The sequence below is a fragment of the Corallococcus sp. AB018 genome (assembly GCF_003986945.1).
Taxonomy (GTDB): domain Bacteria; phylum Myxococcota; class Myxococcia; order Myxococcales; family Myxococcaceae; genus Corallococcus; species Corallococcus exiguus.
On the sequence record NZ_RAWR01000170.1, the window covers coordinates 1 to 24,125 of the forward strand.

Genomic DNA, 24,125 nt, shown 5'->3' on the forward strand with positions numbered 1-24,125 from the left:
GCCGGGCGGGCGGTGGGACAGAAGGGGGCATGAACGTCGGCGTGGACGGCCTGGACCCCTCCTCCATCCAGCTCATTGGTACGGCGGTGACGCCCGCGGTGATGGTGTCCGGGTGCGGCATCCTGGCCACTGGCCTGGACAATCAGATTTCGCGCATCACCGCGCGCATGCGGGACATGGTCCGGGAATGGCGCACGCTGCCGGAGGGCCATGCGCGCCGTTCGCTCCTGCGCGAGGAGGTGGCCATCATGGACCGCCGCCACGCCATCCTCGCCCGGGCCATTGGCTTCACCTACGCGGCGCTCTTGTCCTTCGTGGTGACGTCGCTCCTGTACCTGCTGCGCCGCAGCGTCGCGGTGCCGGAGGGGCTGCCGGTGATGTCCTTCTCCCTGGGCGTGGGACTGTTGGGTTCCACGGCGGTGCTGGCCCTGGCGTCGCTGCGTTTGAGCCGCCGCGCCATCACGCTGGAGGGCGCGGAGCTCTTCCGCGACGGGCGGCCGGGCGACCCGCCAGCGCCCTGAATTTGTTCCGCAGCGCACGCGAAGGTGCTAGCGGGTGCCTCCGAGACGCGCGGGTCTGGTAGGTCCCGGCTCGCGCGCCTGGTATCGCGCAGGATTCAGCAGCCTCTGTGGCTCAACCCTCACCGTGGAGCACGTGAACATGGCAAACGCCCAGGTCTTCTTCGACATGTCGATTGGTGGCCAGCCCGCCGGCCGCATCGTGATGGAGCTGTTCTCCGACGACGTCCCCAAGACCGCCGAGAACTTCCGCGCCCTGTGCACGGGCGAGAAGGGCACCGGCCGCGGTGGCAAGGCGCTGCACTTCAAGGGCACGCCCTTCCACCGCGTCATCCCGAACTTCATGTGCCAGGGCGGCGACATCACGCTCGGCAATGGCTACGGCGGCGAGTCCATCTACGGTGAGAAGTTCGCGGACGAGAACTTCAAGCACAAGCACACGGGCCCGGGCATCCTCTCCATGGCCAACGCGGGCCCGAACAGCAACGGCTCGCAGTTCTTCCTCACCACGGCCAAGACGGATTGGCTCGACGGCAAGCACGTCGTCTTCGGCAAGGTCGTCGAGGGCATGGACGTGGTGAAGAAGATTGAAGGCGTGGGCAGCCAGTCCGGCGCGACGCGCCAGCCCGTGAAGATCGAGGACAGCGGCCAGCTGTAATCCCGCCGCTCCGTCTCACCCGAAAGGTCCATCCGTGCCTCGCGCGCGGGTGGACCTTCGTCGTTTCCGCCGGAGGCGTTTCAAGACGGCCCGTGGGACGCGTCCTCGTCCTCCTCCTCCTCGCGGGCCTCCTCCGGGCGGAAGGGCCGCGCGGGCACGGCGCCGAACGCGCGCAGCAGCTCCAGGGGGATGGGCAGGATGGTGTGGTTGCCGCCGCTGGTGATCTCCACCAGCGTCTGCAGGTAGCGCAGCTGGAGCGTGGCGGGGTTGCGGCTGAGCACGTCCGCGGCCAGGGCGAGCTTCTCCGCGGCCTGGTGTTCGCCTTCCGCGGCGATGATCTTCGCGCGGCGCTCGCGTTCGGCCTCGGCCTGCCGCGCGATGGCCCGCTGCATCTCAAACGGCAGGTCGATGTGCTTCACCTCCACGTTGGAGACCTTCACGCCCCACGGGTCGGTGCGCGCGTCGAGCACCTGCTGCAATTCGTGGTTGATGCGCTCGCGCTGGGACAACAGGTCGTCCAGCTCCACCTGGCCCAGGATGGCGCGCAGCGTGGTCTGCGCAATCTGGCTGGTGGCGTAGAGGTAGTCCTCCACCTGGAGCACGGCCTTGTCCGCCTGGATGACGCGGAAGTAGACGACGGCGTTGACCTTCACGCTGACGTTGTCCTTGGTGATGACGTCCTGCGGGGGCACGTCGCGCGCCACGGTGCGCAGGTCGATGATGACCATCCGCTCGACGAAGGGGATGAGCCAGCGGAAGCCCGCACGCTTGAGGCCCACGTAGCGGCCCAGCCGGAACACGACGCCGTTCTGGTACTCGGTGACGATGCGCACGCCGGAGATGAAGAGAAGAAACAGCAGCGCCACGGGGATGAGCCAACCCAGCGCTCCAACCAGCTCGTTCATGGCATCGACTCCGCGACGGTGAGGGTGAGCCCTTCCACGGCGCGCACCACGACCCGGGCGCCCTCGCGGATGGGAGTGAAGGAGACGGCGCGCCAGCGCTCGCCGTGGACGAACACCTCGCCGCCCGAGGGCGTGACGAGGCCCAACGCCGTGCCGGCCTCGCCCACGAGCCCCGCGTCGCCGCCCCGTTGTGGCAGCTTGCGCGTCTGGGCGCTGCGGTACGCGATGAAGGCCGCGGTCCCCGCGAACACGAGCGCCGTGGGCAGCATCACGCCCCACGACAAGCGGAAGGATGGCTCCACGAACCAGCCCGGTTCGAAGCGGTCCACCAGGAACACGCCGCCCAATATCAACAGCCCCACGCCCGCCGCGCCCAGCAGTCCGCTGGTGACGAACAGCTCCGCGAGGATGAGCCCCACGCCCACCAGCATCAGCACCAGCGCCCCCGAGCGCACCGGCAGCGTCGCCGACGCCATCAACGCCAGCACCAGCGCCACGCAGCCAATGAGCCCCGGCGCCACCGCGCCCGGATGGGACAGCTCCACCACCAGGCCCAGCGCCGCGACGAGGAACAGCAGGTAGATGAGCGACGGCTGCGCGAGCGCATGCACCACCCGCTGTGACAGCCCCGGCTCCAGCGACACCACGCGGGCCTCGCGGGTGGCGAGCGTCACGGTGTCTCCATTCGCGACCTCCACGCGGCGGCCATCGACGGCGGAGAGGAAATCAGCCTCGGTGGGAGCAACGAGCTCCACCACGCGAAGCTCCACGGCGCGGTCCGCGGGAACGCTGGCGCTGTCGCGCACGGCGGCCGCGGCCCACTCCGGATTGCGGCCCCGCTGCCGGGCGATGCCCTCCGCGAAGGCGACCGTGTCGTTCTCCACCTTGCGGGCGAGCTCCTCGCCACCCACCTGCTCCACGTCCTCGCCCCCGAAGCCCACGGGATGCGCCGCGCCGATGTTCGTCCCCGGAGCCATGGCGCTCACGTTCGATGCGAGCGCGATGAACACGCCCGCGCTGCCTGCACGTGAGCCGGAAGGTCCCACCCACACGAGCACGGGAACGCGCGAGCCCAGGAACGCGCGCACCACGGTGCGGGTGGCGTCCAAGGAACCGCCCGGAGTGTCCAGCCGCACGAGCAGCGCCGAGGCTCCCTCATCCTCCGCGCGCTTCACGCAGTCCGTGAGGTACGCGCCCGAGCCGGCATCCACCACGCCCTCCAGCTCGCACCGCGCGACGAAGGACGATGAAGCGGGAGCCGCCGGAGCGGCGAGGCCCACGAAGAGGAACGCCAGGAGCCAGCCCCAGAGGACGTGATGGCGCCAGCGCATCCTGTCGACGTGGTCCTGCATGTCCGCCCCCGAATGCGCGCCCCTCTCGCACACGCACTCGGACAACGATGTGCATCGGACCTTCGGATGACCGCGTCTTGAAGCCGGGGGCCTGGAGGGCAGGCGGGCAGGGAGGGCCCGGCGCCCCGCTTGTGCATCCAGTCCTGGACGATGGAGGGGATGCGCGTTGCTGGAGAAGGACGCACCTCCTTAGGGTCAGCCTCTCGCTCTTCTTCCAGGAGGTTTCATGCGCCGTGCCGTGCTGATCATCGCTGCTCTGGGCCTGTCCGCTGTTGGGGCGGGAGCTTGCAGGACCACCCAGCCCCCGGGGACTGAGGACCAGATGCCCATCCAGGGCCCGGACACGAACCGCGAAGTCATCCAGAACGTGCCCAACGAACCGGCGGGCCCCGCGGGTCCCGTCAATGCGCCGGACGTGGACGGTGGCTTCCCCGAGGGCGGCGGGTAGTCTTCCGCGCCATGACGGCGGAGACCACGGTCTACAGGGCGGAGCGCGTGTGGACACTCGATGCGGAGCGTCCGCGCGCGGAAGCATTGGCGGTGCGCGACGGAAGGGTGCTCGCGGTGGGGACGCTCGCGGAAGCGCGCGCCGCCGCGGGGCCTGGCGCGCGTGAAGTGGACCTGGGCCGCGCCACGGTGGTGCCCGGCCTGGTGGACGCGCACGCGCACCTGCACGGTCTGGGGAAGAGCCTGACCACGGTGCGCCTGGAGAAGGCGCCCTCGGTGGAGGACGTCCTCCAGCGTCTGGCGAAGGCGCCCGCGTCGAGCTTCCAGGGGGACTGGTTGCTCGGCAAGGGGTGGGACCAGAACGAGTGGCCCGGCGCCGTGTTCCCTGGCCGCGAGGAACTGGATGCGCGCTTCCCCACGACGCCGGTGTTCCTCATGCGGGTGGATCATCACGCGGCCTGGGTGAACGGCGAGGCGCTGCGCCGCGCGGGCATCACGCGGGACACGCTGGATCCGCCAGGAGGCCGCATCCTCAAGGATGCGAACGGCGAGCCCACCGGCGTCCTCGTGGACAACGCGCTGGACGTGGTGGAGGCCGCCATTCCCGCGCCCACGCGCCAGCAACTGGAGACCCGGTTGCGAGCCGCTCTGGAGCGGTGCGCGCAGGTCGGGCTCACGGGCGTGCACGACGCGGGCATGGACCTGCAGGCCTTCCGCATGTTGCAGGACTGGGACGCCGCGGGGACCTTGCCCCTGCGCGTGTATGCGATGGCGGCGGGGCAGGGGGAACAGCGTCACGGCTATCTGGAGCAGGGGCCGTGGCAGGGGCGTCACCTGTCCATGCGCTCGGTGAAGTTCCTGGCGGATGGAGCGCTGGGAAGCCGGGGCGCGGCGCTGCATGAAGACTACAGCGACGAGCCCGGCCAGCGCGGCCTGTTGCTCCTCTCACCCGAGGAACTCGAGGCACGGGCACAGGCCTTCATGGCCCGGGGCTTCCAGGTGTGCATCCACGCCATTGGAGACCGTGCCAATACATTGGTCGTGGACGTCCTCCTTCGAGGCGCGGAGCGGACGGGCACGCAGGCCCTGCGTCACCGCGTGGAGCACGCGCAGATTCTTCGGCTGGAGGACATCCGGAGGTTGGGCGCGGCGGGCCTGGTGGCCAGCGTGCAGCCCACGCACGCCACCAGCGACATGCCCTGGGCACAGACGCGGCTGGGGCGCGAGCGGCTCCGGGGGGCCTACGCCTGGCGCACGTTGAAGGACGCGGGCGCGCACCTGGCGCTGGGCAGTGACTTCCCCATCGAGAACCCGGACGTGCTCGCGGGGCTCTACGCGGCGCGCACGCGGCAGGACGCGAAGGGCTGGCCGGAGGGCGGCTGGTATCCGGAGGAGCGCCTGAGCGCGGCGGAGGCGCTGGAGGGCTTCACGGTGGGGCCCGCGTGGGCGTCCTTCGAGGAGGCGCGGCGCGGAAGGCTGAAGCCCGGCCTGGACGCGGACTTCGTCGCGCTGTCGGAGGATCCGCTGGAGGGGCCCGCGGCGGCGCTGGTGGACGCGCGCGTGCTGGCCACGGTGGTGGCGGGCGCGGAGGTGTTCCTCGCGGACGGGTGACGCGGTTCAACCGCCGAAGATGTGCGAGCGCGCTGCTTCGGCGATGGCGACGACGGCGGGGTGGCGCAGGCGGCGCTCCACGGTGATGGCGTAGAAGCACTGCTCGATTTCGTCGGTGTGCCCGATGGCGGTGACGTTGAACTGTCGTTGCACCTCGGCGTCGATGATGGAGGGCATGGCGAAGATGCCGTGCCCCTTCTGTCCGAAGGCCTGGAGCAGCGCGCTGTCGTCGAAGTCACCGGCGATGAGGGGCCGGATGCCGAGCCGCTCGAACCACAGGTCCAGCGAGCGGCGCACCGACGACTCCTCCGACGGCAGCAGCATGGGAGCGCCGTCGAGCGAGCGCGGGAAGTCCTTGCGCAGGTGCGCGAGCGGTTGGGCGGCGAAGAACGTCACGCCGCACTTGCCCAGCAGGTGGTTGAAGGACCGGACGCTGACGGGCTCGGAGCCAGGCGCGTCCGCGAGCACCACGTCCAGCTCATGCAGCGCCAGCTGTGCGAGCAATTGGGGCAGGGGGCTCTCGCGGCAGATGATGCGCAGCGAGGGCCCGGCATCCAGCGCGGGCTTGAGCAGCTGCTCGGCGACGAGCTTGGGGATGACGTCGAGCACGCCCACGTTGAGGCGCAGCTGCTGGCCGGTGGGCAGGCCGGAGACGACGTTCTTCAGCTCGTTGCCCAGGCGGAAGATTTCGTCCGCGTAGCGCATGACGGTGCGGCCCACGTCGGACAGGACGAGCTTGCGGCCCTTGCGCTCGAAGAGCTGGTGGCCCAGCGACTCCTCCAGCAGCTTGATCTGGGCGCTGATGGTGGGCTGGGCGAGGTGCAGCTCTTCACTCGCCTTGGCGATGCTGCCCGCCCGCGCAACCGTCCAGAAATACAGGAGATGGTGGTAGTTGAGCCACGCCATGACTTAGAAATAACCGAAGGGTTTCATCCAAACTAGCTCATTTTTTAAAGTGTCGTCCCCGCTTATCTCTACGTCCGTCACCGCGCGATGGGTGCGCGGGGGACTGATTGGGGAGGTACGCGTCATGGAAGCCATCTACGAGGAGCTCGAGTCCACGGTGGAGGGTGTGGAGACGACCGAGGTGGACTCGGCGGAAGTGGAGATGCGGGTGCGGGGGCACCTGGAGCTGGTCCGCCGGCTGGCCTGGAAGTACCGCTGGACGGGCCTGTCGCTGGAGGAGCTGATGTCGGAGGGCAACGTCGGCCTGGTGGAGGCGGCGCGCCGGTTCGAGGAGCGGGGAGTGCCGTTCGGCGCCTACGCGCAGCAGTGGATCCGCGCGCGCATCCGGGCGTACGTGTCCCGCACCTGGAGTATGGCGGGGGGCCGCGCGCCGTGGATCGTCTTCCAGCTCCGGCGCGAGCGAGCGCGGCTGGAGGCCCGCTGGGGCGAGGGGCACCCGGAGGTGACGAAGCGGCTGGCCGAGGCGCTGGGCAAGAAGGAGGAGGACGTGGTGCGGGGGACGGACGCGCTGGCGAAGGACGTGTCCCTGAACGCGCCCCTGGGCCTGGAGGGGGACGTGACGCGGCTGGACATGCTGGAGTCGGACGAGGACTCGGCGGAGGAGCAGGCGGACCGGGGCGCCTGGGCGGAGAAGCTGCACCAGAGCGTGGCGGCGGCCTGGCCGGAGCTGGACGCGAGGGAGCGGGCGCTGGTGAAGGAGCGGATGCTGGTGGAGGACGGGGTGAGCGCGGAGTTCCTGGCGAAGCGCTTCGGGGTGACGGCGGTGCGCATCCGGCAGATCGAGCAGGGGCTGCGCCAGAAGCTGCGCCAGCGGCTGACGGCGGGCTGCACGGCCTGGGACAGCGAAGCGCCCCGGCTGGCGGCCTGAGTGTCGAGCGAGGAGGAGGGTTGGCGGAAAGAGGTTGACGTCGCGGGCCAGTGACCGTAAATCGGCGCTGCCGCTCGCGGTGCGCGGTACGCCCAAGTAGCTCAGTCGGTAGAGCAGGGGACTGAAAATCCCCGTGTCGGTGGTTCGATTCCGCCCTTGGGCACACCAGTAAGAAGAATCTGAAGGGCGTCGGACTCCGGTCCGGCGCCCTTCGTCGTTTCTGACGTCAGCGGCTCGCACGCGCCGGTGCCGGATGCGCTGCACGCGCACCAATGCGCGCCTGGTCTTCCTCGCTCCCGAAGCGCAGGTCGATGCGCCGCACCGCCTCCACCCATTCCTGGACGGTCCGCGCCCCATCCAGCATCGAGCGGACGAAGGGATCTCCGCGCCGCTCCTGGCAGCGGCTCCACAGGAGCTCGGGTGGCTCGCTCAGCAGGTTCCCGACGGCGCCTTCGTAGGACGGCATCGCTTGCACGTCGCCGTCCGGCTGGATGTACCAGCAGCCACGGCCTGTCTTGAGGCTGAAGTTGCTGGTCGTCTGGACCGCCACGCCCGGTGGCGCGAGCGCCTGCAGCCTCGCGGTGACCGCCGGGTCGTCCAGGGCGTGCATCTCGTCGTCGGTCAGGAACTCCTGGCTGGCGAAGGTCTCCCGCGTCGCCAGCCCCGAGGGCGCGACGGCCCCCAACACCAGGTGGCGAAGCCTCGGGAAGCGGGGCGCCACCTCCGTGCAGAAGCGCTCGAGCTGGTCGTGATTGCTGCGGACCACCACGCATTCGATGTCGAGCCGCATCCCGCTGGAGGCGTGCTGGTTGAGCAGCTCCAGCGCCGCCAGGGTCCGGACGAAGCTGCCGGGACGTCCCCGAATCCTGTCGTGGACGTCCGCCGTCGCGCCATCCAGGCTGACATGGACCTCGTGAAAGACTTCGCCGAGCCGCCGCGCCAGCGCCTCCGTCATCCCCCAGCCACTCGTATAAAGGATTGTCTGGACACCGGCCTTGGACAGGCGTTCGGCAATCCCTGTCAGTCCTGGGACGGTGAGCGGCTCCCCGCCAGAGAACGTCACCTGGCGCAAGCGCATGGAGAGCAGGACGTCGACCAGTTGCTGCATCTTCTCGGGCGGGAGCTGCCGGGAAGGGCGCCTGCCGGATTCTGAGTGGCAGTGGGTGCAGAGCAGCGGGCAACGGTATGTCACCAGCCAGACGAGCGCGCGAGAGTACGGGCTGCCTTGGGTCACTGTCTTTTGCATGGGCTGACAGCCTGGGCCGAACAGGTGGAGGCCCTCGCGTCCGCGGGAGCCTTTCAGGGATGGCTGGATTCGAAGCAATACGCTAGAAAGCATTGCCATTGTAGGGGGGCCGGAGCGTCAGTGATTCGGGGTCCGGTCATCTCCACGCTGACAGGAAATGTCTGCTCCGGGCAGAGCGGGAGGTCGTCATGCCCATCCAGGATGAGTGTTTCTATGTTCGCAACATGGCCTGCACCTTCCTTCGCCGCTCCGACGGGTGTCTGGTCATCTCCGGGCGTGAGGCACTGGAGTTGCGCCGTGCCGACGCGGCGATCGTCGCGGAGTTGATCCGTCTGGCCTCGGTGCCGCTTTCTGGCAGCGAGCTGCGCCGTGGCGCCTCGAAGCTGGAGAACGGCCCCGCCGTGCTGGAGGCGCTCGCGAAGGCCGGCTGCCTCACCGAGGGCCGGACCCTGGACGCGCTGGAGGCGAAGTCCTCCCCCCGGCTCAAGGCGCGAGGACAGCCACCGCTCGGCAACGTCGTGTTCGGGCTGACCGGGGCCGTGGCCAGTGCCTACATGCTCCCCTCCATCGCGCGTCTCCAACCTTTCGCCAGGAGGATCGACGTGGTGGTGACGCGAGCGGCCCGGCCCTTCGTGGCGCCCGCTGCCTTCGAGGCCCACGGCATCCAGGTCTGGGGAAGCGCGTCCGCGCGCCGGGGAGAGGTGCGGGTCCCTCACATCGAACTCGCCGACACCGCCGACCTTGTCGTTGTCTGCCCTGCTTCCGCCCACGCCATCGCCAGGCTGGCCCAGGGGGCCTGCTCCGACCTGGTGTCACTCGTGGTGACCGCGACCCGCGCCCCCGTCATCGTCGTGCCCTCCATGAACGAGGCCATGTGGGACCATCCCGCGGTCCAGCGCAACGTGGCTCGCATCGTCGCGGATGGCGTCCATGTCGTGGAGCCTCACCGGGGGCTGGAGGTCGCCTGGCTTGCGCGGGGCGAGCCTCCACGTCTGGGCTTCGGGACACAGGGACTGCTGGACGGGGCCATGCTCGCGACCTTGACGGCCGTGGCCGCCGGCAAGCCCCGGACGCGCGAGGTTTCGCGGGAGTGAGTCGTGGATGGGCGCTCATCGCGCATCAAGGAGGGTTCCCGGGTGGCTGTCTTTCCCTTCCAGCGGCTCTTGCGTGACGGACGCCTTCGCGTCCGGTCGCTCGCGACGGTGCTCTCCCAGGTGCGTGCCACCGTCCGCCTCGCCTGGGAGGCGGACCGGGCCTCCATGGCGTGGAGCGCGGGGCTGACGCTGCTCGCGGCGCTGTTCCCGCCGGCCATCGTCTACGTGGGAAAGCTCGTCGTCGATGGGGTCCTGGCCGCCGCGAAGACCCGGAGCGAGGCCCTCTCCTCCCACACCTTGTGGCTGGTGGCGCTGGAGTTCGCGCTCGTCCTTGCCTCCGCCGCCCTGGGCCGGCTCATCGCGCTCGTCCACGAGGTCCTCCAGGCGCGCCTCACCACCGCCACCAACCTCAAGATCCTTCACAAGGCGTTGGCGTTGGAGCTGCGCCACTTCGAGGACCCGCAGGTCCACGACACGATGCAGAAGGCGCGGCGGGTGGCGGACAGCCGGCCCCTGGTGATTGTCGTGAACCTGTTCTCGACCGTGCAGCACGGCGTCACGCTCGCGAGCTACGCGGCGCTCCTCCTGGCCTTGTCGCCCTGGAGCGCGCTCATCCTGGTCGCGGCGTCCCTGCCGGCCTTCTTCGTGGAGGCACGCCTCGCCCGCGAGTCGTTCGAGCTCCACTCGGAGCGCGCGGGGGCCGCGCGGCGGCTCGACTATCTGGAATGGCTGCTCACGCGGGACAACCATGCCAAGGAGGTCAAGCTGTATGGCCTGGGCTCCATCATCCTGGACCGCTACCAGCGGTTGGCCCGGTTGTTCTACGAGCGGGACCGGAAGTACGAGCGGCGGCGTTTGTCCTTCGGGCTGGGCTTCGGGGCGCTGTCCATCCTCGCCTTCTACGGGTGCTATGCGTTCGTGGTGGCCCGGACCGTCATGGGCGTCCTCACCCTGGGGGAGATGATTCTCTATATCGCGGTCTTCCGGCAGGGGCAGACGGCGCTCCAGGCGACCCTGCTGTCCATCGGGTCCGTCTACCGGGAGTCGCTCTTCATGTCGGACCTGTTCCAGTATCTCGCGGTGCCCACGGACCAGGAGGGCGCGCGCGTGCTTCCCCCGCGGAGCCCGGTGCGGGGGCGGGCCCAGACCATCGAGTTCCGCGACGTGTCGTTCCGGTACGCGGGACAGCAGGGGTGGGCGCTGCGGCACGTCAACCTGACCCTCCCCGCGGGGGAGAAGCTCGCCGTCGTCGGGGAGAACGGGGCGGGCAAGAGCACCTTCGTGAAGTTGCTGCTGCGCTTCTACGAGCCGACGGAGGGGTCCATCACCTACGGCGGCGTCGACCTGCGGGACATGGACCCCGGCGACCTCCGCTCCCGCTTCAGCGCGGTGTTCCAGGACTTCGTCCGCTACCAGTTCAGCGCCGCCGACAACATCGGGCTGGGGGACACCCAGCACTGGCAGGACGCGGCGCGGATCCAGGCGGCGGCGGAGAAAGGCGGTGCCAGCACGCTCATCGAGTCGCTGCCCCGGAAGCTCGACACGCTGCTGGGCCTGTGGTTCGAGTCAGGCCAGGACCTGTCCGTGGGGCAATGGCAGAAGCTGGCTGTCAGCCGCGCCTTCATGCGCGACGCGGAGGCGCTCATCCTGGACGAGCCGACGGCGAGCCTCGATGCCCGCGCCGAGCAGCGCTTCTTCGAGAGCTTCCGGGCCCTCGCCGAGGACCGGACCGCGCTCATCATCTCCCACCGGTTCTCCACGGTGCGGATCGCCGACCGCGTCGTCGTGCTGCACAACGGGGAGATCCAGGAGCTGGGCTCCCACGAAGAACTGCTTCGCCGTGGTGGACAGTACGCGCATCTCTTCCAGCTCCATGCGGACGGCCACGGCGACGAGCCTGCTTCGGGACGCGCGGGGCGCTGAGCCCGCGGACTGCCCGGCCTCAGCTCAGCGCCCCCCGGAACGTCCGGGGCACATAGTGCAGGAACAGGGACGTGGAGCGGCAGCCCTCGGGGAGCGTGGGGCGGGCGTGGGGGATGTCGCAGCCACGGTAGAACGCACACTCGCCCGATGTCTGGTGGAGGGTGCCCGGCCTGCCGCCAGGTGGACTGAAGACGAGCGGCCAACTGCCGGGCCCCGTCCGGCCTGACGTGAAGTCGACCAGCAGGGTTCCGCTGAACCGGCACTGCGCCCGGTCGGTGTGGCGGGCGAGCCGCGCGCCGGGCTGGTAGCAGCCCAGGTAGTTGTAGGAGGGCCGGGCTTCGACATCGAAGAGGTTCGACACGACGCCCGCGAGCTGTTCGTGGAAGAAGCTGGAGACCGGGTCGTTGTGCCGCACGTAGCGCAAGCTCTGGGGGTCTCCCAGCACCAGCAGCCCGCTGCTCACGAGGCCCCGGTAGTAGGCGCGGAGGGCTTTCATCTGCGCGGGGTGGAAGAGCCCCGCCATGTTGGCATAGCCCCGGTGCTCCAGGAGGATGCGCGCGGAGTCGAGCGCGTAGCGCCAGGTGGCCCGCTCCCGGGTGAGCTCCTCCTGGGAGAGGAGGATGCGCGCGGCCCTCAGCGCCTGGAACTCCCGGGGCGTGAGCGTGGGCGCGGATCCGCCAGGCCGCAGCCGGGTGCAGGCCCCGACAAGCCAGCCGGGGACCTCGTGGACGGCGGTGATGCCGGTGACGGCATCGCGCACCAGCGCGAGCGGGAAGCGCCCGGTCAGTCCGAGCAGGCCCAGATGGCGCTTCTCCCGAGGAAGCCGTGGGGGCGCCGTCAGCAGCTTGAAGCCCGTCACCACGACGGTGCCGGGCGCGAGACGCGGCTTGCGGCCCGCCGCCGGGAGGTCTTCTCCCAGGAGGCAGCCGAAGCGCGGGGCCTGGGGAACCTCCGAGGGCGGGACCAGGTATCCGGCCTCGCGCAGGACCGACACCTCGGTCTCGTCCAACTCCAGGCGGCCGCGGCCGTGGCTCCGGGCGCTCTCCGCCAGCGCCCGGAGCGACTGGAACAGCCGAGGGTGCAGCCGGCTGTCGATGGCGGTCGTCAGCCTGCCTCTCCCGGGAAACGGCGCGGAGACCCGGAGCCCGACCGGGGCGGAGCGCTCGCGGGTGAGCTCGATGGATGCGAAGGGGTTCACCACGAGGTTGGACACAGCGCCTCCTTGATTTGGGCCGCTCCTAGCGGATCCGCCTGCGGTGCCGGTTCAGCAGCCGGTAGGCCGGCAGGGCCCATTGCTTGACGGCGTCATGGACGGCGGGGCCCGCGATGCGCCGCTTGAGCGCGGTGTCCGCGATGAAGCGGCGCTTGCCCCGCGGGTCCTTGGAGTACACCCGCAGGCTCTTCTCGACGCGCGCCCGCTCCGCCCGGGTGGGGTGGACGCCAAACGCATCCATGACCGCCACCAGCCGCTCCAGGTCGATGTCCTCGTAGTTGAGCAGGTGGGCCTTCGCATCCGCGCTGTCAGCGGCCACTCCGCAGAAATGGCTGACGGCTCGCGCGCAGTACTCCTCGCGCGTCATGGCGTCCACGGTCCGGGGACCCCAGCCAAAGTACCGTTTGACCTGCTCCGGTGTGGGCCGGTCCATCCAGCCGGAGGGGCGGGCCATGTTGGACACCACGACGTCCACGGGGTCCCGGTAGATGAAGAGCCACGGCACGTCCGGCCAGAGCCTGCGGACGACATCCAGACGGACGGTCTCCAGACTGGCGAACTTGATGAAGAGCCGGCGGTCGCGCTTCGTGCGGCGCCGGCCGAAGACCTTGACCAGACTGCGAAGCAGGGCGTCCCGCTCCGCCTGCGCCGCGGCGGACGCGCCCCGGGGCCTGGGGCCTGGCACCGAGGCCAGCAGGAGCGACGACAGGACGTCGGGCTCGCCGGGAACGAGGGTGCCGTCCAGGCAGCGCAGCGCGTTCTGCACCAGCGTCGAGCCGCACCGGGACATGTGGAAGATGAAGCCGGAGGGCGACAGCCCGTCGATGGCTTCCGCCACCTGATGGACCGTGGCCGGACTGCTGACGTTGCGCCCGATGCGCGGATGGCGCTGGAGCAGGAGTGCGATGGACTCGTCGTAGAAGGGCCCTTCCTGGAAGCGCCCCGCCTCGTTGATCCATTCGATGCCGCGGGGCTCCTCGGCCAGACGGTCCCAGGCGGGAATCCACCCCTCCCAGAGCGCCGCCATGGCGCCCCGGGGCGGCGGGGGGATGGGATGCACCAGCTTCGCGCCCATGAAGTCACCCGTCATTGGACGACACGATGTGGAACAACCCCTCGTGGGTCAGCCGGCGCACGAGCGTCACCCTGCCCTCGTCATCCAGGGGCCCCGGAAGCTCACCCACCTGGAAGCGCGGCGTCCGCAAGATGAAGCGCAGCGCCTCGCCGAAGTCCGCCGGCACCGACACGGCCCGCTGGCCGAACTGGAGCGTGGCCTTGCCGTCGCCTTCGCGGTAGCGCATCAGGGGCCCGAACCGCCGCTGGACCTGGCTGCGCGTGTGGACACGGGCCGCGTCTTCCTCGGAGCCCAGCGTCAACCCCGACACGCGCGAGCGGCTCCTCATCAGGACCTCGACGACCTCGGAGACCGCCGCGTCCGGGTCGAGCGACTGGAACAGCGCCTCACCCAGCCGGCGGAACTCCCCGCGCAATTCATCCCAGGCGGCGCTGTCGCTGGCGAAGCCCGGAGGCAGCCCGCGGCGCAGGCGGGGCTCCTGGTGGGCCCGCTGGAAGACGGCGGAGGCCAGGCAGTCCGCGTAGGTGATGGACTTGAAGCCCACCGTCAGGTGGAGCGAATGGCCGCCATCCGTCCGGGCCTCGTGGACATGGCCCCGAGGCAGGTAGAGCAGGTCCCCCGGCTCCAGCGTGAAGCGCTGGGTCGGCGACGAGTTGTCCACCTGCGAGGGCTGGTGGCGCGTGACGCGGAAGCGCTGGGCGTCCTCCAGGTTCTCGAAGCGGAAGGGCGGGACGTACTCGAGCGGCAGGTCCACCGGCGGAGGGCTCAGGCTCCACGTCTTGCGGCCGGCCACCTGGAGCACGAGGACGTCGTGGCGGTCGAAGTGGGCCTGCACCCCCTGGGACCTGGCCGGTGAGCAGTAGAGGTTGACGTTCACCGGCGCGCTGAGGCGCTGCTCCAATGACAAGCACAGGTCGCGGATGGAGGTCGAGAAGCGGTGGGCCGCGTTCACCCGGAGCGTGCTGCCGGCTTCGTAGCCCGCCTGGAGGAGCTGTGCGTCGGGGGCGCGGGTCGGGTCCTTCATCCTGTTGCGCGGCAGGTCGGAGCGCAGCAGCTCGACCGCGGCCGGGTCCAGCGCGAGGGCCGAGGCGACCAGGTGGTCGAGCCCGGCCTGGGACAGCAGGGGGGCGTAGAAGTCCGGCTGGCCCCGGGAAAGACGGTAGAAACGCTTCTCCCAATGGTCCGCCAGGAAGGCCTCTGGCGTCAGGTCTCCGAGCAGCGCCTCCAGGCTTGGGGCATAGCTGGCGGGCGCGAGGGCTTGCCGCCGCGTGGTCCGGGCGGAGCGGAGTCTGGGTTTCACGGGAGAGGGAGTCGGGCCTGGCGGGAGGGTGGGTGGCAATGCATGGCTTTCCCAGGCGGATGGAGGACCCGGGCAATCATTGTTCTGGTGCTGTGTGTCTGACAAGTGAAAGCGTGAAGGGTTTCCGGGGAAATGACCCGTCATTGAGCCGTCATGGTAAAGAATTACGGAGACGACGGCCGGGGGTGGTTGCCATTCAGCGCGAGGATTGGGGTTCGGCGCGCATCCGGGCCTGGAGCAGCGTTTCCGCGAGGGCCTGTGCCACGCTTTCCTGTCCCCGCCGTGAACCCAGCCGGCGGTTCGCGGCCATGTGCGTGAAGGACAGCGCCTCACGAGGTCCCGCGTTGGGAGTGGCGTCGCGCCATGCCCGCAGCAGCTCCATCAGCGCCCGAGGGGGGGCGTCCCGCCCCAGCTGTTCCAGCAGGTCCTGCCGGGCGCGGAGCCGGCGGATGAGGGGCGCGACCTCGGTTCGCCGGGAACGCTCGCGGCACGCGGCGGCGCCCGCGGCACGGCCCAGGAGCAGCTCCAGGTAGGCGGCCATCACCGCTCCCGTTTCGATGAGCAGCCGCTCCGGCTCCCTGCCCGCGCCCCAGCTCCCGAGCGCGGAGTCGCTGTCCCAGGTGAAGACGCGGAGCGCGGCGTCCAGCGCGTCGGCGCCGCCATAGCGGAAGGTCTCCGGGCGGAAGGTCTCCTGGCGGACGTCCGTGGCGCCGTGCTCGAGCGCGAGGTCGAGCAGGGACTCGAAGCGGTCGAGCGGGGACTCTCCACGCCAGCGCAGGCGGACCAGCCGGCGGGGCCCTTCCGCGAAGCGGACGTAGTGCCAGTCACCGGGGCTGGCGGGGAGCATGGGGCGCAAGGCGACGAGGAGCCTGCGCTGCGCCGCCTCGTCGGCGAAGAGGGTGAAGGAGCGCCACTGCCGGTGGATCCGCGTCCCGTCGGTGGGGGGCCTTTGTTGGCGCGGAGCCGGGGCGGGCAGCCGGCGGCGGAAGCTGGGGACCACCTCGCACACCACGGTCCTCGCGGTGGCCTCTTCCAGCCAGGGCGCCTCTTCCAGATAGCAGGAGGCCGCGGCGGACCGGCTCGCGCGGAGGAGCTCCGTCCGTCCCCAGTGGGACTCCAGGTCGATGGGGAGCCGCCGCTCGTTCTCCACGAGGCAGACGACGCGGGGGACGCCATTCGCCTCGCGCCAGTCGCGCAGGGCCCCGGCGCGCTCCCGCGAGTACGGCCCGCCGGGACGCCAGCGCGCCAGACAGAGGATCTGCCCCCGCCAGGTGAGGCGCGGCAGCCGGGGAAGGTTTCCGAGTTCCCGCCAGTCGAAGCCTCCCGGATGGCGCGCGCCCTCCATCGCCAGTTCCAGGAGCAGCCTCGCGACGCGCGGGCTCGCGCGGGGGGCCAGCATGTGACCCTGGTGCAGCACCAGCGGCGTGCCGTCGCGGAGCGCGAAGACGAAGCCCTCCGGCGCCGCCCGCACCATCACGTCCTCGGGGCGGACCCGCCGCCGGGAGGCCATCCGGGGAGCGCCGTTGCAGATCACCTCGCTCGACCAGGCATGCGCGGCCCAGCGCAGCGAGGGAGGCGAGTCCGCGCGTGTCCAGACCACCTCCGCGTGCAGGGCTCCCCGCTCCCCCTCCCAGGTCCGCTGGTGGCCCAGGACCTCGTCGCGGAAGGTCTGGGGCAGACACCCCAGGAACCTCCCGAGCGAGCGATGCGGCGCGCCCGAGCCGTGCAGGCTCCCTGGGACGAGCGTGAACGCTCCCCGCTCCAGGTCGGCCTGGCTGGAGGCGACGAGCAGACAGCCCGCCTCGAACCCGTCCGCGACGGGAACCTCCCGCGCGGCGGGGGCGGCGAAGCGCGAGAGCTCGTCATCCTCGAGGACGGCCCGCCCCTCGGCGGCCATGCCCCGGTGGTACACGGTGGCCAGCCAGCGGGCACGGGCCTCGTCGGCGGGTGACGGGGGCTCCAGGTCGGCCTCCCATGGCGCGGGCAGTCCGCTGATGAGCGGATCCGCCAGCTCCGCGGCGCAGACCCATTCGTCCGTGAAGCGGTCCCGGAACAGGCGGTGATAGGTCCGGAGCCTGCGGGCGCTGTCGGGGAGCGACTGGCACGACAGCAGCGCCAGTGCCCGGTGGGCGATGGCCCGCCGCACCGATGCCGGCAGGGGGACCGTTTCGGCGACGACCGCCGCCGTCACGCCTTGGAAGGAGTCCACTTCACCGGGCTTCAGGAACCGCTCGGTCAGCTCCGGCTGCGCGACAGTGTCGAGCAGCCTCACCCGCACCAGTTGTTCCTGGACGGGGGAGCGCCCGCGGTCTGGATGGATGCCGCGCAGCTCGCGCCACAGCTCTTCGCGGAAGTCGAGGAGCGCCTCTTCCTGGGAGTGCGCTTCCGCCGCCACGATGCGGTTGCCGCGACGGGCGAGGACGCGCTCCGAGGCCAGCACCCGGCGGTGTCCGGTGTTCGCCTGGAGTCCCGCGACGCGAATGGGCAGCGCGCGGAGGTCCGGCCAGCAGCCCTCCGGTGCGTCGAAGCGCGCCGCCGCCGCCCACGCGAGCAACCCCACCGGTGTGCAGCGCGAGGCGGCGCGCAGCAGGTAGCGCAGCAGGGCGCCCCGGGCGGCGTCATCCTTCCCCCCGCCCTCCCAGTACTGGAGCAGTTGGGGGCTGGCCGTGGCGATGAGCGGACGCAGCTCCGGACGCTGGAGCTGCTCCTCCAGCCAGGTGTGGAGCGCCGCCGCCTCCTGACCCGGGTCGTCCCGGGCCAGGGCCTGGAGCTCCGCCAGGAGGCCCGGAGCCAGGGCGGGCAGGCGCAGCGCGCCGTGCACCAGGGACTCCAACTCCAGCGCCCCGAGTCCCAGCCGCCTCGCCATCCCGGCCAGGGACGCCTCGGGTGCGGCCCCCGGCGTCACGGGCCCTCTTCGGGCTGCGTCGCCAACCACGCCACGAAGACGAACTTCTCCCCGCGCGAGACCCGCTCGGCGCCATGGAGCAGGCTGGAGTCGAAGAGCACGGCCATGCCGCCATGCGGTTGGACGCGGATGTCCAGCTTGGGAAAGGCTGTCTCTCCGCCGTCGAAGTCGTCGTTGAGGTAGCAGACGATGGACAGGCGGCGCTTGCCGCCGGGGCGGTCATCCCGGTGGAGCCGGTAGAAGTCGTTCACGCCGTAGCGGACCAGTTGCAGCGGCGTCATCGTGAGGTGCCTCCAGGGCAGCCAGTCCGCGCCAGCCAGCGCCAACTGGAGCCGCTCCCGGAAGTCCGCGAAAGCCTCCGGGAGGACCTTCTCGGTCAGCACCCGCGCCGAGCGGACCTGGGGCTTCAGCACCTTGCCCTCCCGGTTCAGCACCGTCGCGGCATCCCAGTCCGGGGACTGCTTCGCCAGCGCCACGATGTGCTTCGCCTGCTGGCGGGTGAAGAGCTTGCCCAGGGCGATTCCCACCTCCAGGGGCATGAAGGCCTCGACCTGCCGCGAAGGTCGCGGCGCTGGCGCGCGCGCACGTCTTCCGGCCGCGCTCACGGGCGCCCCCCCTGGCGTGAGCGGGCGCGCCCACGGCTCCGTCCCCGGGGGGGCTCGGCGCTGGGCGGCACCGTCAGGTAGAGGGTCCGCGGCGCCTCTTCCTTCATGTGCAGCGCAATCCCAGGCGGGAGGTCGACACTGAGCACCTCCTTGATGACACGCCGGGGGGTCGCCAGCAGCTTCATGCGGAAGAGGGGATCGACGCGCGCGCGCCGGGCGATCGCGACCTTCAATGCCTGCCATGGGCTTTCCCAGTGCCGCTCCATCCCGTCAGTCCTCCTCTTGGCGCAAGGCGTAGAGCAGGCCCTCGCGGGTCAGCCGGCCCACCAGCGCGAGCCGGCCCTCGTCATCCAGTGGCCCCGGTAGCGCCCGCACCTGGAAGCGGGGGGTTCGCTGGATGAACCGCAGGGCTTCACCGAAGTCCGCCGGCACCGACACGGTCCGTTGTCCGAACTGGAGCCGCGCCTTGCCCGCGCCCTCGCTGTAGTGCAGGAGTTGCCCCGCCCGCCGCTCGACCCGGTCCTGGAGGCCCAGGTGGGCCGCGTCGTCCTCCGAGCCCAGCGTCATCCCCGTGAGCTGGCCGCGCTTGTGAAGGAAGGCCCGGGCGATGTCGGTGACCGCTGCCTCCACGTCGAGCGCCTGGGGCAGCCGCTCCCCCAGCCGGCGGAGTTCCTCGTGCACCTCTTCCTGGACGGTGCCTCCGAGGAGGAAGCCGGGCGGCAGGGAGCGGCGCAGGGCGGGCTCCCGGTGGGCCAACTGGTACAGGGCGGACGCCAGGCAGTCCACGTACGTGAGCGTCTTGAACCCGAGCGTCAGGTGGACCGAATGGGTGCCATCCGCGCGCGACTCGTGGACGTGGCCCCGGGGCAGGTAGAGCAGGTCTCCTGCCTCCAGCACGAAGTGCTCGGTGGGGCCGTCGCTCCCCGCCGGCTGGAACCGGGGGGTGCGGAAGCCGCGCGAATCCTCCAGGTCCTCGAAGCGGAAGGGCGGGACGTACTCGAGCGGCAGGTCCGTCTCCCGCGGCGACAGGCTCCACTTCCGCCGGCCAGACACCTGCAACACGAAGCAGTGCCGGTCGAAGTGCACCTGCGCCGTCTCCGAACGGGCGGGGGCGCAGTAGAGGTTGACGTTCACCAGCGCGCCGAGTCCCTGCTCCAGGTGTCCCCGGAGCTGGCGCAGCGGGCCCAGGAACCGGTGGGCCGCGTTGACGCGCAGGGTGTTGCCCGCGTCGTAGCCCTCCTGGAGGCGCTGGGCGTCCAGGGGACGCCCGGCGTCCCCCGGCCGCGCGCGAGGCAGCAGCTCCACGCTGGTGGGGTCCAGCGCGAGCGCGGAGGCGATCAGATGATCGATCTCCGCCCGGGGCAGCAGCGGCGCGTAGAAGTCCGGCTGCCCTCGGGAGAGGTGGTAGACCCGCTGCTCCCAGTGGTCCGCAAGGAAGGCCACTGGCGTCAGGCCTCCGAGCAGGGCTTCGAGGCTCGGCGCATGGACCGGAGGCGCGAACGCTTCCTGCCGCGCGACACGGGCGGAGCGAGGTCGGGGCTTCACGGAGGGACGGGGCGCCCTAGCAGGACGGCGGGTTGCTGTCGCCGGGGCAGTCCTCGGGGCAGGACGGCGGGAAGTCGAGGCCGCTCTGGACGACCTCGATCTCCAGGGCCGTCAGCTTGCGCTCGCTCCTGGGAACGATGATGTAGAGCTGCTGGGGCGTCTCCTCGAAGGGCTGCAGGCGCAGGCCCTTGGGCAGCGGATAGCCCACGGCCTCCTCGAAGGCCGCCTCCGGGTGGGCCAGCAACTTCTTGCGGAAGTCCGGGTCGTTGCGGGCCCGCGCCTTGAGCAGGGGCTTGAGTTCGGCCCAGGCGAAGACCGGCTCCGCGGCCAGCTGCGGCGTGACCGTGCTGCGGGAGCGCGTCACGACGGACTTCGTGCGCTGGCCGCGGCCCTGCGCCGCCGCGGGCTTGATCATCTTCTGGGCGGTGCGCGTGGCGGACTTCGAGGACGTCGTCGTGGTGCGCCTGCCTGTCGTGCTGGCCATGATTCCTCCGGGCACTTCGTTTGTGTTTGCGTGTCCCGGGTGACCCTTCCAATCACTGAAGGCAGGCGCTCACCCGGCGCGCTCTGCATTAAAGACAAGCTACACAGGCATTGTCGTGGATTGCAAGGGCGTCAGGCGTTATTTGAAGGGCCTGGGTGGATTGGGGCAATCATTGCAAAATTCCGCCAATCCTGGCGTGGGATGGCAGGCATTTCCCCCGGGGGCGCGCCATGGCTAGAGTTCGCGCGTGGTCGCGTCTGTCCAAGCAAGTCCTTTCATCCGGTCCCCTTCGCGCAGGTGTCCTCTCGAATGAGCGCCCAGATCCAGCACCCCCTGCCCATGCCCTCCCGCGCCGTCATGGCCAGACTCTGGAAGGGCTGGCTTCCGGCCGCGGTCCGGTTGGAGGCCGACGTCCCGCGCGTGCTGTGGCTCCAGGCCGGGGAACACTACGAGGAGGCCCCCTTCTACCGGCACGCGGTGGAGGCGCTGATGCGGCGTGAGCCGCGCATCACCCGCAACCGCACGAGCCTGGGGACGGTGAACCTGGTGGGGGACGTCCTGGACGCGCTCAAGCCTTCCGGGTTCATCTTCCACATGTCCCGCTGTGGCTCGACGCTGGTCCAGAACGCCTTGCGGTGCCTGGACGGAAGCATCGTCCCTGGCGAACCAGAGCCGCTGTGCACGCTGCTGACGCCGTACTCCCCCAGCGTGTGGCCGGGCGAGCGCGAAGACTGGGAGGCGAGGCGCGACGCGTTGCTCCGCAGCATGGTGCGCATCTTCGGGCAGCGGCGGCGGCCCGGCGACCGGCGATACTTCGTGAAGTTCACCAGCCGCAACAGCGTGCAGCTCGACGTCATCCGGAGGCTGTGGCCGGACGTGCCGTGGCTCTTCGTCTACCGGAACCCGGTCGACGTCATGGTCTCGAACCTGTCACGGCCTCCGGGCTGGATGCGAATGCCCGCGGACTGGAAGACCCTGCACTTTGGCTGGAGCGGGGAGCAGCTCGCGGACATGACGCCCGAGGAATACTGCGCGCGGGTGGTGGGGAGCTTCTGCTCGGCCGCGGCGCGAAGCGCGGACGGGCGTGCATACCTGCTCAACTACGAGGACATCGACCTGCCGCGGATCCGCGCGGTGATGGAGGCCTTCGGCGTCCGGCCCACCCGGGCGGAGCAGGCGCGCGCCGAGGAGAGCCTGCGGGTGTACTCCAAGGACCCCAGTGGCCAGCGGGCCTTCACCGGGGACACCGCCCTCAAGCGGCGCGTCGCGGGACCGGCGGTGGAGCGCGCGGCGGAGCGCTGGGCGCTGCCAGCCTTCTCCGTGCTCGACCGGCATCCCCGCCGGCTCCGCTAGCGGGTCCGGACGCGGTCGAGCACGCCGGGAAAGCTGGAGGCGCGCGAAGGAGGTGCCTTCAGGTAGGCGAAGTTCGACCGCCGGTCGTAGACCCGGCTCAGCAGCGCCAGCAGGTGCAGGTAGCGCTTGTGCAGGCGCAGCCCCTGGGTCGCGGTGGCGCTGGGGTGCCATTGGTCCGCGTACGTGTCGTCCGCGAGCGAGGCGCGCCTGAACGGTTCCAGGAGCGAGGCCAGTCCCTGGAGGAGGGCTTCGACCCTCGGCCGCAGCGCCGGCTGGTTCGCGTGGGCCCTCAAATAGAGGATGAGCGTGGGATAGGTGACGGCGATGGAGGGCTCCACCCGGACCTTGGCCACCTCCAGCCGCTCCACCAACCCGAAGGAGGCCGGCGTCGCGAAGACCCCGCGAATGAGGCCGGACAGGGAGTCCTCCAGCGCCTCCTCCGGGAGGTACAGGTTGATGCGCAGCAGTCCCTTCACGTCCACGGGAGCGCGGGTGAAGGCCGTGATGATGTCGGGGCGCCGCCGGGCGATCTCCGTGCGGGCACGCCGGGGCGACAAGCGCTGGTCCAGCGCCGCCAGGGCGGCTTCCGCGTACTCCACGCTGCGCAGGTTGGTGCGCCCGTCAATCTGCCGCCGCCATCCCTCCAACGCCTCCTCCAGGGCGGGGAACGGGCCGCCCCCCATGCGCGCCGCGAGCTCTCGGCAGCACTCGTGCAGCAGCAGGTTGGCCTGGTTCAGGGGCGCGTTGAGGACGCGAACCCTCTCCATCTGCTGTTCAGCGTCCGTGCCGACGGGAAAGAGGATGAATGTGAAATTGTTTGGAATAGGTGGAATGAAGAGCTGGGAGTATCCCGTGAGCCCGAGGATCGCCGTGCGTTGCGCGACGCGGAGTGGGTGCATGGGAATGGCCTGGAATTGAAAGCGGTTGCGGGCGGAATGAGGGAGGATTCAAGGGCTTGCGTCCTCCATCAGGTGCTAGCGTATCGGGCGTGAAGAGGCCCTGCCAGTCCTTGACAGGGTTTCCGCCGCCGCCAGCAGCCCGGAAGAGAAAGGACACGTGCGCGCCATGTGGTGGGATGATTTGAAGCAGGACGTACGATTCGCGGCACGGACCCTGCGGCGTGCTCCCGGCTTCGTCATCATCGCCGTGCTCTGTCTGGCGCTAGGCATTGGAGCCAATGGCCTGGTCTTCAGCGTGGTCAACGGCGTGTTGCTGCGCCCGCTGTCCTACCCAGACCCCGAGCGGCTGGTGGTGCTGGGGGAGCGCAACGGCGGGGGGATGGTGTCCTGGCCCACCTTCCTGGAGTGGAAGCAGCAGACCGCCACCTTCGAGCGGATGACGGCTTTCACGGAAGGGGGGGTCATCCTCTCGGGGGAGGCCGCGCCCGAGCGTCTGATGGCCACGCGAGGCACCGCGGACTACTTCGCCGTCCATGGGGTCGCGCCGCTGCTCGGGCGCACCTTCGAGTCCGGGGAGGACCTGCCCGGCCGGGCGCCCGTGGCGGTCCTGGGCGAGGCAATGTGGCGGCGGCGTTTTGGCGCGGACCCCTCGGTGCTGGGCCGGACGCTGGTGATGGATGGGGTGTCCCGCACGGTGGTGGGGGTGATGCCGGCCTCGTTCTCCCAGGAGATGGACGTGTGGCTCCCCCTGGAGACCCCCGCGGACTCGGAGGCGCCCAATCGCAGCCACATCCTCACGGTGCGCGCTCGGCTGGGGAAGGGCGTGTCCGTGGAGCAGGCGGACGCGCTGCTCAAACAGCTGGCCGCGCGGATGGAGGCCCTGTACCCGGCGGCGCAGAAGGGGCGGGGCGCGGCGGTGCTCTCGCTGTCCCAGATGGAGACCCGTGCGTGGCGCACGCCGCTCCAGGTGCTGCTCGGCGCCGTCGGGCTCGTCCTGCTGATTGCCTGTACCAACGTCGCGAACCTGTTGCTGGCGCGCGCGGGTGCCCGTCAGCAGGAGCTGGCGATCCGCGTGGCGTTGGGGGCGCGGCGGGGCCGGCTTGTCCGGCAGTTCCTGGTGGAGAGCCTGTTGCTGGCGCTGGTGGGAGGGGGGCTGGG

At 70.6% G+C, this 24,125-nt stretch carries 22 protein-coding genes and 1 tRNA gene; 10 read left to right on the forward strand and 13 right to left on the reverse strand.

Annotated elements, in window-relative coordinates; translation table 11 throughout:
* Positions 1-29: 29 nt before the first annotated feature.
* Together D7Y11_RS30050 and D7Y11_RS30055 are read left to right on the forward strand one after the other, a co-directional pair.
* Positions 30-521, forward strand: coding sequence for a DUF2721 domain-containing protein (locus D7Y11_RS30050; RefSeq protein WP_120577438.1), 492 nt, complete (start codon positions 30-32; stop codon positions 519-521).
* Positions 522-660: 139 nt separating this feature from the next.
* Complete coding sequence (locus tag D7Y11_RS30055; RefSeq protein WP_120577448.1) at positions 661-1,176, forward strand: peptidylprolyl isomerase; 516 nt, start codon at positions 661-663, stop codon at positions 1,174-1,176.
* Between the two features lie 80 nt (positions 1,177-1,256).
* Here the strand turns inward: D7Y11_RS30055 and D7Y11_RS30060 are convergent, their stop codons facing one another.
* Together D7Y11_RS30060 and D7Y11_RS30065 are read right to left on the reverse strand one after the other, a co-directional pair.
* Positions 1,257-2,081 (reverse strand): slipin family protein, encoded by an 825-nt coding sequence (locus tag D7Y11_RS30060; protein ID WP_121751569.1) that lies wholly within the window; start codon positions 2,079-2,081, stop codon positions 1,257-1,259.
* A complete protein-coding gene (locus D7Y11_RS30065; RefSeq protein WP_120577436.1) occupies positions 2,078-3,433 on the reverse strand; it encodes a nodulation protein NfeD in 1,356 nt (451 codons plus the stop codon). The genes D7Y11_RS30060 and D7Y11_RS30065 overlap by 4 nt, the downstream gene beginning before the upstream one ends.
* 226 nt (positions 3,434-3,659) lie before the next feature.
* On the opposite strand from D7Y11_RS30065, the gene D7Y11_RS30070 reads away from it, so the two are divergent.
* On the forward strand, positions 3,660-3,881 hold the full coding sequence (locus D7Y11_RS30070) for a hypothetical protein (RefSeq protein WP_120577435.1): 222 nt from the start codon (positions 3,660-3,662) through the stop codon (positions 3,879-3,881).
* Between the two features lie 11 nt (positions 3,882-3,892).
* Positions 3,893-5,491: an amidohydrolase gene (locus D7Y11_RS30075; RefSeq protein WP_126935386.1), complete on the forward strand. Its 1,599-nt coding sequence runs from the start codon at positions 3,893-3,895 to the stop codon at positions 5,489-5,491.
* A gap of 6 nt (positions 5,492-5,497) precedes the next feature.
* On the opposite strand, the gene nhaR is transcribed toward D7Y11_RS30075, so the two are convergent.
* Positions 5,498-6,397, reverse strand: a complete 900-nt coding sequence (gene nhaR, locus D7Y11_RS30080; protein ID WP_014393518.1) for a transcriptional activator NhaR — start codon at positions 6,395-6,397, stop codon at positions 5,498-5,500.
* A gap of 124 nt (positions 6,398-6,521) precedes the next feature.
* On the opposite strand from nhaR, the gene D7Y11_RS30085 reads away from it, so the two are divergent.
* Both D7Y11_RS30085 and D7Y11_RS30090 read left to right on the forward strand, forming a co-directional pair.
* On the forward strand, positions 6,522-7,325 hold the full coding sequence (locus D7Y11_RS30085; RefSeq protein WP_126935387.1) for a sigma-70 family RNA polymerase sigma factor: 804 nt from the start codon (positions 6,522-6,524) through the stop codon (positions 7,323-7,325).
* Positions 7,326-7,415: 90 nt separating this feature from the next.
* Positions 7,416-7,488, forward strand: a tRNA-Phe gene (locus D7Y11_RS30090).
* 63 nt (positions 7,489-7,551) lie between these two features.
* Here the strand turns inward: D7Y11_RS30090 and D7Y11_RS30095 are convergent.
* Positions 7,552-8,670, reverse strand: coding sequence for a radical SAM protein (locus tag D7Y11_RS30095; protein WP_126935388.1), 1,119 nt, complete (start codon positions 8,668-8,670; stop codon positions 7,552-7,554).
* Between the two features lie 89 nt (positions 8,671-8,759).
* Here D7Y11_RS30095 and D7Y11_RS30100 point away from each other — a divergent pair, with 89 nt between their 5' ends.
* Positions 8,760-9,665, forward strand: coding sequence for a flavoprotein (locus D7Y11_RS30100; protein ID WP_121751566.1), 906 nt, complete (start codon positions 8,760-8,762; stop codon positions 9,663-9,665).
* 42 nt (positions 9,666-9,707) lie between these two features.
* The gene (locus D7Y11_RS30105) at positions 9,708-11,588 is read left to right on the forward strand and encodes an ABC transporter ATP-binding protein (protein WP_255430323.1); all 1,881 of its coding nucleotides are present in this window, start codon (positions 9,708-9,710) and stop codon (positions 11,586-11,588) included.
* Between the two features lie 19 nt (positions 11,589-11,607).
* Here the strand turns inward: D7Y11_RS30105 and D7Y11_RS30110 are convergent, their stop codons facing one another.
* The 8 genes from D7Y11_RS30110 to D7Y11_RS30140 all read right to left on the reverse strand — a co-directional run bounded on the left by D7Y11_RS30110 (position 11,608) and on the right by D7Y11_RS30140 (position 20,715).
* Positions 11,608-12,801 carry a hypothetical protein gene (locus D7Y11_RS30110; RefSeq protein WP_126935389.1) on the reverse strand — a complete coding sequence of 398 codons (1,194 nt, stop codon included), beginning with the start codon at positions 12,799-12,801 and terminating at the stop codon, positions 11,608-11,610.
* Between the two features lie 25 nt (positions 12,802-12,826).
* Positions 12,827-13,891 carry a hypothetical protein gene (locus tag D7Y11_RS30115; RefSeq protein WP_120577428.1) on the reverse strand — a complete coding sequence of 355 codons (1,065 nt, stop codon included), beginning with the start codon at positions 13,889-13,891 and terminating at the stop codon, positions 12,827-12,829.
* The gene (locus tag D7Y11_RS30120) at positions 13,881-15,176 is read right to left on the reverse strand and encodes a cupin domain-containing protein (protein ID WP_158642013.1); all 1,296 of its coding nucleotides are present in this window, start codon (positions 15,174-15,176) and stop codon (positions 13,881-13,883) included. Before D7Y11_RS30120 ends, D7Y11_RS30115 begins: the two co-directional genes overlap by 11 nt.
* A 196-nt stretch (positions 15,177-15,372) precedes the next feature.
* Positions 15,373-18,081 carry a thiopeptide-type bacteriocin biosynthesis protein gene (locus D7Y11_RS30125; RefSeq protein ID WP_126935391.1) on the reverse strand — a complete coding sequence of 903 codons (2,709 nt, stop codon included), beginning with the start codon at positions 18,079-18,081 and terminating at the stop codon, positions 15,373-15,375.
* A complete protein-coding gene (locus tag D7Y11_RS43470; protein ID WP_158624422.1) occupies positions 18,078-18,620 on the reverse strand; it encodes a 2OG-Fe(II) oxygenase in 543 nt (180 codons plus the stop codon). The genes D7Y11_RS30125 and D7Y11_RS43470 overlap by 4 nt, the downstream gene beginning before the upstream one ends.
* A gap of 62 nt (positions 18,621-18,682) precedes the next feature.
* The gene (locus D7Y11_RS43475) at positions 18,683-18,952 is read right to left on the reverse strand and encodes a hypothetical protein (protein ID WP_158642014.1); all 270 of its coding nucleotides are present in this window, start codon (positions 18,950-18,952) and stop codon (positions 18,683-18,685) included.
* Between the two features lie 4 nt (positions 18,953-18,956).
* On the reverse strand, positions 18,957-20,231 hold the full coding sequence (locus D7Y11_RS30135) for a cupin domain-containing protein (protein WP_121751562.1): 1,275 nt from the start codon (positions 20,229-20,231) through the stop codon (positions 18,957-18,959).
* A 16-nt stretch (positions 20,232-20,247) separates the two neighbouring features.
* A complete protein-coding gene (locus D7Y11_RS30140) occupies positions 20,248-20,715 on the reverse strand; it encodes a hypothetical protein (protein WP_121751561.1) in 468 nt (155 codons plus the stop codon).
* Positions 20,716-21,024: 309 nt separating this feature from the next.
* Between D7Y11_RS30140 and D7Y11_RS30145 the strand changes: the two genes are divergently transcribed.
* Positions 21,025-22,068 carry a sulfotransferase gene (locus D7Y11_RS30145; RefSeq protein WP_126935393.1) on the forward strand — a complete coding sequence of 348 codons (1,044 nt, stop codon included), beginning with the start codon at positions 21,025-21,027 and terminating at the stop codon, positions 22,066-22,068.
* On the opposite strand, the gene D7Y11_RS30150 is transcribed toward D7Y11_RS30145, so the two are convergent.
* Positions 22,065-22,835: a hypothetical protein gene (locus tag D7Y11_RS30150; RefSeq protein ID WP_121751559.1), complete on the reverse strand. Its 771-nt coding sequence runs from the start codon at positions 22,833-22,835 to the stop codon at positions 22,065-22,067. The genes D7Y11_RS30145 and D7Y11_RS30150 overlap by 4 nt on opposite strands.
* 298 nt (positions 22,836-23,133) lie before the next feature.
* On the opposite strand from D7Y11_RS30150, the gene D7Y11_RS30155 reads away from it, so the two are divergent.
* On the forward strand, positions 23,134-24,125 hold a 992-nt coding region (locus D7Y11_RS30155), incomplete at its 3' end, for an ABC transporter permease (protein ID WP_126935394.1).